Origin of the sequence: Natronococcus sp. JC468, from assembly GCF_012163165.1 — an archaeon.
GTDB lineage: Archaea > Halobacteriota > Halobacteria > Halobacteriales > Natrialbaceae > Natronococcus > Natronococcus jeotgali.
The window spans coordinates 86,997-101,051 of sequence record NZ_JAAVUO010000002.1 but is presented as its reverse complement, the minus strand read 5'-3'; the positions used below and the strand labels follow the sequence as shown (position 1 = coordinate 101,051).

General features: G+C 67.8%; 14 protein-coding genes and 1 pseudogene. 5 read left to right on the top strand and 10 right to left on the bottom strand.

The window, feature by feature from the left end; all coding sequences use genetic code 11:
- Positions 1-8: 8 nt before the first annotated feature.
- Positions 9-188: a hypothetical protein gene (locus GWG54_RS01940; RefSeq protein WP_008421004.1), complete on the bottom strand. Its 180-nt coding sequence runs from the start codon at positions 186-188 to the stop codon at positions 9-11.
- A 126-nt stretch (positions 189-314) separates the two neighbouring features.
- On the opposite strand from GWG54_RS01940, the gene eif1A reads away from it, so the two are divergent.
- Positions 315-605 carry a translation initiation factor eIF-1A gene (eif1A, locus tag GWG54_RS01935; RefSeq protein WP_167936175.1) on the top strand — a complete coding sequence of 97 codons (291 nt, stop codon included), beginning with the start codon at positions 315-317 and terminating at the stop codon, positions 603-605.
- Positions 606-801: 196 nt separating this feature from the next.
- Here the strand turns inward: eif1A and GWG54_RS01930 are convergent, their stop codons facing one another.
- The 5 genes and pseudogenes from GWG54_RS01930 to GWG54_RS01910 all read right to left on the bottom strand — a co-directional run bounded on the left by GWG54_RS01930 (position 802) and on the right by GWG54_RS01910 (position 5,766).
- Positions 802-1,914: an alanine--glyoxylate aminotransferase family protein gene (locus GWG54_RS01930; RefSeq protein WP_167936174.1), complete on the bottom strand. Its 1,113-nt coding sequence runs from the start codon at positions 1,912-1,914 to the stop codon at positions 802-804.
- 152 nt (positions 1,915-2,066) lie between these two features.
- Entirely contained in the window at positions 2,067-2,342 is a 276-nt protein-coding gene (locus tag GWG54_RS01925; protein WP_167936173.1) for a hypothetical protein, read from the bottom strand.
- A gap of 57 nt (positions 2,343-2,399) precedes the next feature.
- Positions 2,400-3,425, bottom strand: coding sequence for a DMT family transporter (locus GWG54_RS01920; protein ID WP_167936172.1), 1,026 nt, complete (start codon positions 3,423-3,425; stop codon positions 2,400-2,402).
- A gap of 330 nt (positions 3,426-3,755) precedes the next feature.
- Positions 3,756-4,418, bottom strand: coding sequence for a plastocyanin/azurin family copper-binding protein (locus GWG54_RS01915; RefSeq protein ID WP_167936171.1), 663 nt, complete (start codon positions 4,416-4,418; stop codon positions 3,756-3,758).
- 116 nt (positions 4,419-4,534) lie between these two features.
- Positions 4,535-5,766 (bottom strand): annotated as a pseudogene (locus tag GWG54_RS01910) (MFS transporter).
- A gap of 110 nt (positions 5,767-5,876) precedes the next feature.
- Here GWG54_RS01910 and GWG54_RS01905 point away from each other — a divergent pair.
- Positions 5,877-7,202: an O-acetylhomoserine aminocarboxypropyltransferase/cysteine synthase family protein gene (locus GWG54_RS01905; protein WP_167936170.1), complete on the top strand. Its 1,326-nt coding sequence runs from the start codon at positions 5,877-5,879 to the stop codon at positions 7,200-7,202.
- Positions 7,203-8,411 carry a homoserine O-acetyltransferase gene (gene metX / locus GWG54_RS01900; protein ID WP_167936169.1) on the top strand — a complete coding sequence of 403 codons (1,209 nt, stop codon included), beginning with the start codon at positions 7,203-7,205 and terminating at the stop codon, positions 8,409-8,411.
- A gap of 15 nt (positions 8,412-8,426) precedes the next feature.
- Here the strand turns inward: metX and GWG54_RS01895 are convergent, their stop codons facing one another.
- From GWG54_RS01895 to GWG54_RS01885, 3 genes are all read right to left on the bottom strand, one after another.
- Positions 8,427-8,807, bottom strand: a complete 381-nt coding sequence (locus tag GWG54_RS01895; protein WP_167936168.1) for a hypothetical protein — start codon at positions 8,805-8,807, stop codon at positions 8,427-8,429.
- Positions 8,808-8,899: 92 nt separating this feature from the next.
- Positions 8,900-9,544, bottom strand: coding sequence for a phosphoserine phosphatase SerB (gene serB, locus GWG54_RS01890; RefSeq protein ID WP_167936167.1), 645 nt, complete (start codon positions 9,542-9,544; stop codon positions 8,900-8,902).
- Between the two features lie 93 nt (positions 9,545-9,637).
- Positions 9,638-10,837, bottom strand: coding sequence for a mechanosensitive ion channel family protein (locus GWG54_RS01885; protein WP_167936166.1), 1,200 nt, complete (start codon positions 10,835-10,837; stop codon positions 9,638-9,640).
- 163 nt (positions 10,838-11,000) lie between these two features.
- Between GWG54_RS01885 and GWG54_RS01880 the strand changes: the two genes are divergently transcribed.
- Positions 11,001-11,897: a DMT family transporter gene (locus GWG54_RS01880; protein WP_167936165.1), complete on the top strand. Its 897-nt coding sequence runs from the start codon at positions 11,001-11,003 to the stop codon at positions 11,895-11,897.
- Between the two features lie 126 nt (positions 11,898-12,023).
- Positions 12,024-13,610, top strand: a complete 1,587-nt coding sequence (gene serA / locus GWG54_RS01875) for a phosphoglycerate dehydrogenase (RefSeq protein WP_167936164.1) — start codon at positions 12,024-12,026, stop codon at positions 13,608-13,610.
- A gap of 42 nt (positions 13,611-13,652) precedes the next feature.
- On the opposite strand, the gene GWG54_RS01870 is transcribed toward serA, so the two are convergent.
- Positions 13,653-13,973 carry a cupin domain-containing protein gene (locus tag GWG54_RS01870; RefSeq protein WP_167936163.1) on the bottom strand — a complete coding sequence of 107 codons (321 nt, stop codon included), beginning with the start codon at positions 13,971-13,973 and terminating at the stop codon, positions 13,653-13,655.
- Between the last annotated feature and the right edge of the window lie 82 nt (positions 13,974-14,055).

The following is a 14,055-nucleotide window of genomic DNA, read 5'->3' as shown; positions in this document are numbered from 1 at the left end:
GTCGACGGCTACATCATCCCGAACTGCCGGAACACGCTCGAGACGAGCGCTTTCACGGCCAGTCCGAGGCCGAGGAGGACGAGCGCGAACCCGGCGGCGACCAGGAGGCTCTCGTAGGCGATAACGACGAGTCCAACCAGCACGAGCGCGATACCGACGATTCCGAGGGGCCCGAGATGCCGCAGCATACGGTCGACTGGTCAGGGCAGGGGGATAAGCGACGCGGTTCGTCACGGCCTCAGATCGGCAGCCAGTGGCGGTTCGGTCGACGAAATCGATAAAGGATTAAACCGATCGAACCCGAAGCCTGCGGTATGAGCGACGACGGTGACGGCGGTCGGAACAACCTCCGAATGCCCGACGACGACGAGGTGTTCGCGACTGTCACCAACATGCTCGGGGCGAACCGCGTCAAGGTACAGTGCGCCGACGGGACCGAACGCACCGCGCGCATCCCCGGCAAGATGCAAAAACGCATCTGGATCCGCGAGGACGACGTCGTCCTCGTCGAACCCTGGGACTGGCAGGACGAGAAGGCCGACATCACCTGGCGCTACGAGAAAAGCGAGGCCGACCAGCTCCGGCGCGAAGGCCACATTCAGTAGTTTCGATTTTTCGGGTTCCGCACCACTCGAGCGTCGTCCGGTAGCGATGGCGCCGCTGTAGATCTGCGGTTCGGACGCCGTCGCGGTATGTCGACGGCGGATCGTCGTTTCCGGGTGCCGGCGCGGAGCCGAACGGGACCGGGCCCGGACCCCGCGAGGCGGCGTTCGGTCGTTCCCGCGGTCCGCGTGCGACCGATCAGAGTCCGGCGACGTCCTCGATGGCGTCGGTCAGCGCCTCGATGGACTCGCGGTCGTGTTCGCCCATGTGGCCGATGCGGAACGTCTGCTCGCCCAGCTGCGAGCCGTAGCCGTTCGAGAAGACCATGTCGTACTCCTCGCTGACGGCGTCGATCGTCTCGGCGACGTCGATCCCCTGCGTATTCTCGATGCAGCTGACCGTCTGCGATTCGTACCCGTCCTCGGGGAACATCCCGAAGTGCTCGCGGGCCCACTCGCGGGTGTACTCGGCCATCTCCCGATGGCGCCCGTCGCGGGCGTCGTGGCCCTCCTCGAGCATATGTTTCATCTGTTTGCGGTAGGCCAGCATGACCGGGATGGCGGGCGTGGAGTGGGTCTGGCCCTTCCGGTCGTAGTAGTCAAGCGAGCGCTGGAAGCCGCCGTACCACGACGCGGACTCGGACTCGAGTTCGCGCTCGTAGGCGTCGTCGCTGACCACACACACGGCGAGGCCGGGCGGCATGGCGAAGGCCTTCTGGACCGAGGTGAAGAGGACGTCGATCCCGTGGGCGTCGATGTCGACGTAGTCCCCGCCCAGCGCGGAGACCGCGTCGACGACGAAGTAGGTGTCAGGATACTCGGCGATGACGTCGCCGATTTCTTCGATCGGGTTCCGAACGCCCGTCGAGGACTCGTTCATCACGCAGGTGACGGCGTCGTAGTCGGCGTCGCTCTCCTCGAGGCGTTCGCGGACGTCCTCGGGCTTGACCGCCTTCCCCCACTCGTACTCGAGGGTGTCGACGTCCTTGCCGAGTCGTTCGGCGACGTTGGCCTGGCGCTCGCTGAAACTGCCGCAGGTCGTCACGAGAACGTCGTTGTCGACGAGATTGAGAATCGAACTCTCCATGAACTCCGTGCCGGAGCCGGTGAGGACGATCACGTCGTTGTCGGTGCCGAGGAACTCCTTGGTGTCCTCGACGATCGTGGTGTAGAGGTCGGTCATCCGGTCCATCCGGTGGCCGAACATCGGTTGACTCATCGCCTCGATGACGTCCTCGCGGACCTCGGTTGGCCCCGGAATGTACAGCGTCTTGTCGGGATAGTCGCCCGTATACTCGCGTTTCTCGGTCACGTAACCACCTGAATACGAGCCACTGAGTCGCCCGACGATATGGTACTTGTGAATGCCACAGCAACGGTCGGTCGCGGAACGCGTCCGATCCCGTTCCCGGCGCATCCCCGCGGCGGTCGCGGGCGCGCCGAATCGACCGCCGGGCGGCCGTCCTAGGTTTCGACCCAGCCGTCGTCCGGCCCGTCGTCGTCGTGGGACCGTTCGCAGTACGGACACCGGTCGGCTTCGACCGCGATCCGGGCGCCACAGGCCGGACAGTTGGTTTTCTGTGGCGACGCGTCGTCACCGCCGAACGTCTCGAGGGTGTGATCGGTCCAGGCGTGCAGAAGTATCGACACCAACAGCCCGAACGCGACGAGAAACGCGGCCATCCAGAGTCTGCTGCCGTTCGCAGCGACGGAGAGTACGCCGACGACGGCGCTCGTCATACCTTCTGTCGTTCGATCCCGGGGATACGTCTTGTGGCCCCGACGGGTCGGGACCGATCAGTCCGCCGACTGCATCGACCCGGCGTAGCGGTCGGCGTTGGCGACGTAGACGTTGCCGTCGACGACGACGTCGTCGGCCCTGGCCGCGGCAGCGGCGGGTCGGGTCGGCCCGTAGCCGACGACTGGCGCGCCGAGCCGCCAGAGCGCGTCGATCTTACATAGCGCGAACCCGGCGAGGATCAGCGCGAAGCCGCCGATCGTCGCGGGCGTGATCGTCTCGCCGAGCAGTGCCCAGCCGACCAGCGCCGCGACGACGGGCGAGGCGTAGTTGACGAGGCTGAGTTCGCTGGCGCCGACGCGCTCGAGCAACACGAAGTACGCCAGGAAGCCGCCTGCGGTGGAGACGACCGCGAGGTACGCGAGCGCGGCGGTCGTCTCGACCGTCAGCGCGGCCCGGAGCCCGGCCGCGCTCTCGGTGGGGCGGGCGAAACTCAGCGCGTGCAGCATGACGGCGCCGACGCCCATCGCCCACGTCTGTAGCGGCAACAGCGACAGGGTGCTGTGAGTCCGCTCGGTCAGCACCGAGCCGATCGCGAACACCAGCGACGAGCCAAGCAGCAGGCCGACGCCGGCGACCTGTCCGCCGAGTGAGCCGCCCGACAGCGCGATCGCGACCACGCCGGCCAGGCCGAGCCCGAGGCCGACGACGGCCGGCGCCCGGATCCGCTCGCGGGGCAACAGCGCCAGCGCGAGCGGGGGCGTCACGATCGGCGTCAGGCTGAGCACGATTGCGGCGACGCCGCTCGAGACGTACGTCTGACCGAGGAACATGAGCCCGTAGTGACCGCCGACGATGAGGCCGCCGGAGACGGCGATCGTCACTAAGTCCGCCCTGGTTCGCGGTCGCCACTCGGAGCCGATCGCGGCGACGGCCGCGACGAACAGGAGGGTCGCACCGTCCAGTCGGAGCGCAGCGAAGAGGATCGGCGGCAGCGTCTCGAGGCCGACCTCGACCGCGCCGAAGGCGGTCCCCCAGGCGACTGCGAGCGCGACGAAAAGGAAAACGTCTCGCTGTGAAGTCATTTTATCACGGGAGGAGCGCGAGCGACTTGAATGTTGATATTCGGCTGTAGAGCGGTGCTACGTGCCATATTCTCCGAGAAGTGGTGCCAATGAACACACCGCTATCGGGGCATGGTAGTCAGTACCCCGAAATGAATTTCCGGAACGCGAACCGATCCGGTTCGCCGGGGCCGATCGGCGATTTTCGGTTCGCTCCCGAAACCGATCGCCGTTCGAAGCGACGTCCGTTCCGGTGGAAACGCGAGGTCGAGGCGACGGCGACGACGGGAGCTGTGGCTCTCCGGTACGGGTACTCAAAAATGGATGAAGTCGTAGCGCGGGGTGACCGAGTTACTCGCCGAGGCCGCTGTCGTTACCGTTCTCGGAGGCGTTGTCGCCTTCGGTGGCGTTGTCGCCCTCGGTGGCGTTGTCGCCCTCGGTGGCGTTGTCTTCGGTAGCGTTGTCCTCGGTGGCGTTGTCCTCGGAGGCGTTGCCGTTGCCGCCGTTGCCACCCGAGACCTCGATCGTGCCGCGCATCTGACTCTCGTGGGGACGGCAGACGTACTCGGCCATGTCGCTGCTGGCCTCGAACTCGAGGAACTGGTCGTCGCCACCCTCGCTGGCTTCCTCGGTCGAGAGGTCGTTGACGATCTCGTCGTTCTCGTCGACGATCTCGATGTTGTGGGTCGCGCCGTCGCCTTCACTCCAGCCGATCTCGTAGCTCTCGCCTTCCTGAAGGGCCAGCGTCGGGTTCGACTGGTCGGCAATGCTGTCGGGTGCAATGCCCGTCCAGTCGGAGGTGTTGGCCTGGAAATCGATCGTCGTGCCGGGCTCGATCTCGGCGGCCTCGCCACCGCTGCCGCCGTTACCGCCGTTCTCGCCGTTACCGCCGTTGCCGCCGTTTTCCCCGTTACCGCCGCCGTTGCCACCACAGCCAGCAACGAGCGTCGTCGCGGCCGCAGCACCCGTGACCTTCATCGCCGTTCGTCGGGAGATGCCGTTATCTCGTGTCATCACCGATGGATTGGGACTGGGTACATAAAAATGGCCACCCTCCATCCGAGCGTCGGCATGTCTTGACATACCACATATTTGGTAGTATCAACCGAACTGGTTCGTCTAATCGTCGCTCAACAGTCGCCGTGCTCTCCAGCCCGGAAGCGATCGGCGCCCTCGAGCGAGAGTCGGAGGAACGCGGGGACGGCGACGATCGCGATCGCGATCTCGAGGCCGCCGACGACGAGGAAGGCCGAGCCGTAGCCGTAGCTTCCGGCGACGGTGCCACCGATCAAGAAGCCGCCGAGAAAGCCCAGGCTCCCGGCGAGGTTGAACCCGGCCATCGCGACCCCGCGCTCGCGCTCGCGGGCGACGTCGGTGACCAGCGCCATCGTCGTCGGCGAGACCAGCGCGCCGAGGACGCCGACGGCGACCATCGCGACCGCCGCCGTCGCCACCGACGGCGCGGCGCCGACCGCGAGGATGCCGACGCCGTAACACAGCGAGCCGACGACGATCGGAATCGTTCGCCCGATCCGGTCCGACAGCGCCCCCAGCGGGTACTGCAGCAGGGCGAACGGGGCGAAAAAACACGCCAGCAGGAGCCCGGTTGCGGCGGGGCCGACCCCGAACGTATCCTGGAAGTACAGCGTCCCGACGAGCGCGAAGAAGCCGGCGGTCAGCCGATCGACGAACCCGAACGCGTACGGGATCGCCAACGTGGGCTGCCGTCGGAGTCCCTCGACGAGCGCGCGGGCGGAGCGACGGCTCCCGCCGCTCCGGTCGGGGATCAGCGACACCAGCGCGCCGACGCAGACCAGCAGGACGGCCGCAGCGACCAGCGGCGCGAGCGGGTGCAGTTCGGTCAACCGACCGCCGATCGGGGCGCCGAGCGCGGCGCCGAGGCCGATCGCGATCCCCGCCGCGCCCATGTTTCGTCCGTGGCCGCCCTCGAGGTCCATCAGCATCGTCATCGTCAGCGAGAACGCGCCGATGGTCATCGCCCCCTGGAAGACCCGCAGCGCCAGCACGCCTGCAAACGGAATCGAACCGATCGCCGGAACGGCGACCAGGGCGGCGTAGCCGACCGCACCCGCCAGCGCGCCCGCGACGATGAACGGGCGGCGCCGCCCTGTCGTGTCGCTGGCGAGTCCCCAGACGCCGACGAAGGCAACGTAGGCGGCGAACTCGCTCACGAGAAACCACATGCTCGCGTCCAGGGCGGTCGCCGCCAGCGGCGAGGTCGCCGCGTCGGCCCCGAGGGTTTCGACGAGCGTGGCGACCCCCGGTACAACAGCAGCTGGGAGAACAACACCGCGAAGACGACCGTCGCGAGGAGGACCCGTTCACGATCGTTCGAGTGCACGTTCCGTCGTTCGCGCCGACGGCCTATCAACTCGTTCGTCCCGCCGCGCTGGCTGCGGTTTTTGCCGTTACTGGGACGCATATGAACGTGGAGAAGTATGCGTACTAAACATGAGCAACGACGAGAGCGACGGGCGCGGCGAGCCGTCGGCCCCTCGATTCGGAACCCGTAGCGTTCACGCCGGTCAGTCGGCCGATTCGGCGACGGGCGCGATGGCGCCGCCGATCTACCAGACGACCTCCTACGCCTTCGAGGACGCCGACGCCGCCGCGGAGCTGTACGCCCTCGAGGGGGAGGGATACATCTACTCGCGGATCGCCAACCCGACGGTCCGCGTCCTCGAGGATCGCCTGGCCTCGCTGGAGGGCGGGGCGGGAGCGGTCGCGACCGGGAGTGGGATGGCCGCGCTCGATTCGGCCGTGTTGATCCTCGCCGAGGCGGGCGACAACGTAGTCTGCTCGACGGACACCTACGGCGGGACGACGGCCTACTTCTCGAAGACCGCCACGCGCCGGGATATCGAGACCAGGTTCGTCTCGACGCTCGAGTACGACGCCTACGAGGACGCGATCGACGAGGACACCGCCTTCGTCCACGTCGAGACCGTCGGCAACCCCTCGCTGGTGACCCCCGACTTCGAACGGGTCGCCGAGATCGCCCACGACAACGGCGTCCCGCTCGTGGTGGACAACACGTTCGCGACGCCCGCGCTGTGTCGACCGCTCGAGCACGGCGCGGACGTCGTCTGGGAGTCGACGACGAAGTGGCTTCACGGCTCGGGAACGACGGTCGGCGGAATCCTCGTCGACGGCGGTTCCTTCCCCTGGGGCGAGCACGGCTACGACGAGATCGCGGGCCAGAACCACGCCTACCACGACGTCGACTTCTCGCGGGACTTCCCGGAGGCGCCCTTCGCCGCGGCCGCGCGCTATCGCTCGCTGCGCAGCCTCGGCAACCAGCAGTCGCCGTTCGACGCCTGGCAGACCCTGCAGGGCCTCGAGAGCCTGCCGCTGCGCGTCGAGAAACACTGCGAGAACGCCGCGATCGTCGCCGACTACCTCGAGGGCCACGACGACGTCGCCTGGGTCACCTACCCGGGACTCGACTCGCACCCGACCCACGACAACGCCTCGCGGTACCTCTCGGATTACGGCGGGATGATCGCGTTCGGGCTCGAGGGCGGGTACGAGGCGGGGAAGGTCTTCTGCGAGAGCGTCGAGGTCGCGCAGTTCCTCGCGAACATCGGCGACGCGAAGACGCTGGTCATCCACCCCGCGAGCACGACTCACGGCCAGCTCACCCCCGAGGAGCAGGAGGAGGCCGGGGTCACGCCCGATCTCGTCCGACTCTCGGTCGGGATCGAGGACCCCGAGGATATCCTCGCGGACCTCGAGGGAGCGATCGACGAAGCGACACACGCGGCGCGCGAGGAATAAATGACGACCAAGGAGACGATCGATCTCGGGGAGTTCCAGTTCCTCTCGGGGGAGACGATCCCGAGCCTCGAGGTCGCCTACGAGACCTACGGCGACTTCACCGGGGACAACGCGGTACTGATCTGTCACGCCCTGACGGGCAGCGCTCACGTCGCGCGCCGTCCCGACGCCGGCGACGAGACCGCGGGCCAGGCCCGGGCCTGGTGGGGCGACGTCGTCGGTCCCGGAAAGGCGATCGACACCACCGAGTACTACGTCGTCTGCGCGAACGTTCCCGGCTCCTGTTACGGGACGACGGGGCCGGCGAGCACGAACCCCGAGACGGGCGACCCGTACGGCACCGACTTCCCGCCGGTGACGATCGGCGACTGGACCCGTGCCCAGCGGCGGCTGCTCGACACGCTCGGCGTCGGTCGGCTCCGCGCCGTCATCGGCGGCAGCGTCGGCGGGATGAACGTCTTAGACTGGCTCCGACGCTATCCCGACGACGTCGATCGGGCCGCGGGTGTCGCCACCGCTGCGCGACTCGACGCGCAGTGTCTCGCGCTCGACACCGTCGCCCGGCGGGCGATCACGGGCGACCCGAACTGGAACGGCGGCCACTACTACGGGGGGCCCGAGCCCGAGGAGGGGCTGGCCCGCGCCCGCCAGATCGGCCACATCATGTACCTCTCGAAGGCCTCGATGGCCCGGAAGTTCGGTCGACGGTCGGCGGGCCGCGAGACGGTCCGCGAGGAGCCACCCGACCCCGCGGGAGCGTTCTTTCCCTACCGCGAGGTCGAGTCCTATCTCGACTACCAGGCCGAGAAGTTCACCGACCGCTTCGACGCGAACAGCTACCTCTACCTGACACGCGCGATGGACGACTTCGACCTCTCGGCGGGCTACGAGTCCGACGCCGACGCGCTGGCGGCCTTCGAGGGCGAACTCCTGTTGCTATCCTTTACCGGCGACTGGCACTTCACCGTCGAGCAGGCCGAGGTCGTCGCCGAGGCCGCCCGCACGGCCGACGTCGACGTCGCCCACCACGTCGTCGACTCCGACCACGGCCACGACGCCTTCCTCGTCGAACCCGAGAAGGTCGGCCCGCCGCTGTCGGAACTGCTCGAGACCGGGCTCTCCGGGCGGACGATCACGGACACGAACCCCGATGCGGAAAACGAGGACGACTCGTTCGCGCCGGTCCACACGAGCCTCTTTTCGAAGTGACGGCCGTCCGGGCTCTCAGTCCGCGGAGGTCGCCGACGGCCCCTCAACGGGCGCGTACTGCTCCGCCAGCCGACGGTCTCCACGACGTCGATCGATCCACCGACCGACGTCCCGCACGAACAGGTCGAGTCCCGTGGCTCGAGCGAGGCGGTGGACCGGTCGCTGGGGCGATCGGAACGTCGCGATCAGCGACCACATCGATCCCGCGGCGTAGGCACCCAGCGCCGAGAAGGTCATCCCGAGGGTGAGAAACGTCGTTCCGTACACCATCCCGATCGCCATCGACGGGAGGCTCGTCCCGAGGGGGACCCGGGCACTCGCGTCCCGCAGCGTCGGCGCGAGAAAGAAAATCGAAAGTGTGCTTCCTACCATGAACACCAGGTCTTGCCACATCATCGAGACAACTTACTCGGTCACGAGTAAATAACTCTCTCGGTATCGAAATGGCCGATTACCGCAGAATTTCAGCGGCGGCCGACGGATCCGTGCTACTCGCGATCCAGTACGCCCTCGGCGAGTAACGCGTCCCGAACGCCGGCCATCGAGTCGACGACGACCTCGCAGTGGGGCTCGACGGCGGGCTTGGGATCGAACCCGATCGAGAGGCCGGCGACCCGCAGCATCGGCAGGTCGTTCGCCCCGTCGCCGACTGCGACGGTCTCCTCGAGCGCGGCGTCGACGCGGGTCGCCAACTCCTCGAGTGCGGTGTCCTTGGTCCCCTCGATCAGCGGTCCCTCGACCTCGCCGGTGAGTCGGCCCTCGGCCATCGGCAGCCGGTTCGAGACGACGTGATCGACCGCCACGTCCTCGCGCTCGAGGGCTGCTTCGACGCCGCGCTCGAACCCGCCCGTGAGGATCGCCGTCGTGACGCCGGCGTCGTTCAGCGACTCGATCAGCGCCGCGGCCCCCTCGCGGAGTTCGACCTCGGCGAAGGCCGTCTCGACGGCGTCGTCGTCGAGCCCCTCGAGCAGCGCCGCCCGCCTGCGGAGGCTCTCGGCGTACTCGATCTCGTCGTTCATCGACCGCTCGGTGATCTCGGCCATCTCGTCGGCGACGCCGCACTGGTTGCCCAGCAGGACGGTCATCTCCGAGTCCGAGAGCGTCCCGTCGAAATCGAACGCAACGACTGTCATCGCCCGCCCGTTGTGGCCCCCGGGATAAACCAGTTCAGGTTCCGCCTCGAGGGCGGACCGTCCGGGACGATCGACGACGGCCCCCGCGTCGTCTCACCGATCCGTTCTCGCCCCGCTCGGCGGCGACTCGGTCGGGTCGTCGCCCCGATCGGCCGCCCCGTCGGGTTCGGCCGTCGACTCGTCGCCCTCTCGGAAACCGAGGTGCCGTTTCGCTTCGGGTTCGTTCTCGAGGAAGGAGAGCTCGCGCTGGGGGAACGGGATCGTGATTCCCTCCTCGTTGAACCGATCGTAGATGCGGCGATTGAGCTGGTCGACGGCGCGGATCTCCGCCAGCGGGTGGGCGACGTAGGCCTGAAGCTCGAAGACGAGCGCAGAGTCGCCGAACTGGTTGAACAGCAGGCGCGGCCGGGGCGACTCGCGGATCATCGGCGCCTCCTCGCAGACCTCCATGGCGATGCGCTCGACGGTCTCGTAGTCGGTTCCGTAGGCCGCAGAGATCGGCACGTCGACCCGGATGTGGCGTCGGGGCGCCGTCTGGTTGACGATCTGGGTCGAGTTCAGCACCGAGTTCGGCACCGTTACCATCGTGTTCTCGGGCGTGAGCACCGACGTCGACCGGATCCCGATGTCGACGACGGTGCCGCGTATCCCCTGCTCGAGCACGATGACGTCGCCCGGTTTGTACGTGTTGTCGAAGTATAGCGCGACTCCGCCGATCAGGTTGCCGATCGCGTCCTGGGCGGCGAAGCCGACGACGATACCCAGAACGCCCGCCGACGCGAGAAACGGCGTCACCCGGAGGTCCCAGATTCCGACGATGACCAGCGCCGCGATCGCGACCATACCGATCTTCCAGAAGTTCTGGAAGATGGGCGCGAACTCGTAGTCGTTTCCGGAACCGTTCGCGATCTCGAGCCAGCGGGTTCCGATCCGAGTCGCCGCGCGAGCCCACAGCACGGTCAGGGCCGTCGCGACCGCGTTGCCGAGCAGCGACTGGGCGTCGATGATGCCGAAGGTCTGTAACGAGACGGAGACCCCGATAAACAGGATCGAGATCGCCAGCGGCGTGTAGATCTCCTCGGCGGTCGCCCGCCAGAACGAGGTCGGCTCGTCTTCCTCCAGCGGCGGCAGGTACCGCTTGCCGAGCCAGTGAACCAGCCGTGCCAGCAGGTACGAGCCGACCACGACCACCGACAGCAACAGCCACTCCCACTCGAGCAGCGACGTCGATAGCGCCGGCTGACCGACGCCGTCGAGGTGCAGCCACCGCCACGGGAGAATTCGGAGCGACATCGAGGACGTGTAAGCCGTCGTTAGGACGAGTAATATACTGTTGGATGTGCGATCGAGCGCTTTTTGTACGGGTCCGAATCGTGTCCGGAACCGGAACGATAAACGGCGCTGCCAGTCGACTGGTACCGATGAGCGATGAGCAACGGGCGTACGCCCGTCGAGGATGACCGGGACGTCCGTCGACGTCGTCGCGCTCGCGCTGGTGCCGGCGGTCCTCTGGGGACTCACGCCGATCTTCGACAAGCGCGGGATGGCCAGCGGCGGCGGCTCGATCCAGGCCGCGCTCGTGGTCGTGGCCGTCCAGCTGCTGTGGTACTGGACCGCTATCGCCGTCGTCTACGGCGGTTCGGCCTTCTCCGGACTGACGGTCGAGGTGCTGGCGGTCTTTTCGCTCGCGGGCGCGGTCGGGACGGCGCTAGGGCGGATCGCGATTTTCGTCGGCGTCGACAGGGTCGGCGCGAGCCTCAACAGTACGATCCTGAGCACGCGGCCGCTGTTCGCGACGCTGATCGCCCTCGTCGCACTGGGCGAACCGCTGGGCCCGGTGACCGGTGTCGGAATCGTCGTCCTCGTCGTCGGTCTCTCGATCCTGGCGCTGTCCCGGGGCGGCGACCTCGAGGGCTGGACCCCACGGGATCTGGGCTGGCCGATCCTGGCGGCCGCGACGTTTGCCGTGGCGAACGTCGCTCGCCGATACGGTATGCTCGAGACGCCGATCTCGGCTCTCGAGGCCGTCGCGATAAACGAGACGGCCGGACTGATCGCGCTGGTCGCCTACGCGGCCGCCGTCGGCGGCCGCGACGTCCTCGAGCGTCCTCGGCGTTCCTACCGCTCCTTCGCGGTTAGTGGCCTGCTGACGACCGTCGCGATGCTCTCGTTGATGGCCGCGCTCGGCCTCAAGGCCGGCCGGGTCGCCCTCGTGGACCCGCTGGTCGCGACCGCACCCTTTTTCACGCTCGTGTTCGCCGCGGTGTTCCTGCGGGACGTCGAGCGCGTGAGTCGGGGTGTCGTCGCGGGCGCCGTTCTCGTCGTCGCGGGCGCGGTCCTGATCACGATCTGAGCGCCCGCCCCGCCTCCTGCCGGCTCCGAGCTTCGACGGATCGTCCGATTTCGGGACCGAGAGGTCGGGTTTGCTACACTTGTCGACAACGGAAGGGTTTACCCGTTCCAAGCCGGTGTCTCGCGCATGAAGGTGCTCGTTACGGACCCGATCGCGGATGCGGGTCTGGACGTTCTCAGAGAGGCGGGCCACGAGGTCGAAACGGGGTACGAACTCGAGGGCGCAGATCTGCTCGAGGCGGTCTCGGACGCCCACGGGCTGATCGTCCGCTCGGGGACCGAGGTCACCGAGGAGGTCCTCGAGGCGGCCGAGGAGCTGATCATCGTCGGTCGGGCCGGGATCGGCGTCGACAACATCGACATCGAGGCCGCGACCGACCACGGGGTCATCGTCGCCAACGCGCCGGAGGGCAACGTCCGCGCGGCGGCCGAACACACCGTCGCGATGACGTTCGCGACCGCCCGCTCGATCCCGCAGGCTCACATCCGTCTGAAAAGCGGCGAGTGGGCCAAAAGCGACTACCTCGGCGCCGAACTCGACGGCAAGACGCTGGGGATCGTCGGGCTCGGCCGCGTCGGCCAGGAGGTCGCCAAGAAGCTCGACTCGCTGGGGATGGACATCGTCGCCTTCGACCCCTACATCTCCGAGGAGCGCGCGGATCGGCTGGGCGCCGAACTCGTCGAGTTCGAGCCGTGTCTCGAGCGCGCGGACTTCCTGACGATCCACACCCCCCTCACGCCGGAGACCGAGGGGATGATCGGCGCCGCGGAGCTCGACCTGCTCGAGGGCGGCTACCTCGTCAACGTCGGCCGCGGGGGGATCGTTCAGGAGGACGCCCTCGCCGCGAAAGTCGAGGACGGCACCCTCGCCGGGGCGGCGCTGGACGTCTTCGCCGCGGAGCCGTTGGCCGAGGACTCGCCGCTGCTGGAACACGACGACGTCATCGTCACGCCCCACCTGGGCGCCTCGACGGAGGCGGCCCAGGAGAACGTCGCCGTCTCGACGGCCGAGCAGATCAACGCCGCGTTCCACGAGGAACCGGTCGCGAACGCCCTGAACGCCCCCTCGATCGACGAGAGCGCGTTCCCCCGCGTGGAACCGTACATCGACATCGCCGAGACCGCGGGGAAGGTCGCCGCCCAGCTGCTCGAGGGCCGGATCGAGCGCGTCGAGGTCTCCTACGAGGGCGAGATAACCGACGAAGACCTGGAGTTCGTCACCGCCTCGGCGCTCAAGGGCGTCTTCGAACCGCTCGAGTGGCAGGTCAACGCGGTCAACGCCCCCCAGATCGCCGAGGACCGGGGCGTCGAGGTCACCGAGTCCAAGACCCGCCAGGCCGCCGACTTCCAGAGCCTGATCTCGGTGACGGTCGGCAACGGGGACGACGAGGTCTCGGTCGACGGGACGCTCTTCGCGGGCGAGGACCCCCGCATCGTCCGGGTCGACGGCTACCGCGTCGACGCGATCCCCCACGGGAAGATGGTCGTCACGCGCAACACCGACGAGCCGGGCGTCATCGGACTCATCGGAAGCGTGATGGGCAAACACGGCGTCAACATCGCCGGGATGTTCAACGCCCGCGAGACGATCGGCGGGGAGGCCCTGACCGTCTACAACGTCGACACGCAGGTTCCCGAGGAGGCCAAAGCGGAGCTCAACGAGGACGACCGCATCCTCGGCGTCGACTACATCATCCTGAACGGTCAGTCGTAGCGACCTCCGGCCGACCCGTTCGCAACGTCGCGGTTCGACTCCCTACGGCGCGCCGACCAGTACGAACCGGCTCTCGGCGTCGCCGTTGTGGATCTGTCGGTCCGTCCCGGGCGGGATCCGGACCGCGTCGCCCTCGCCGAGTTCGACCTCCTCGCCGTCGACGGTAACCGTCGCCTCACCCTCGACCAGCAGGTACACCTCCTCCTGACCCTCGTCGGCGTGGTCGTGTTCCATCCCCTCCCAGCCGGGGTCGCACTCGAGGACGGTGACGCCGACGTTCTCGCAGTTCAGTTCGTCCCGCAGGAAGTACAGGCCGTGCTGTTCGTCGCCGTCGCGGTAGTTCGCGGTGGTGTACGACGCCATCGCGGGAGTCGACCACGGGCCAACTGATAAGCGTTGGTGACGACGAACCCGTTCGGCGTCCGCTCGCTCGCGTCCGTCCCGC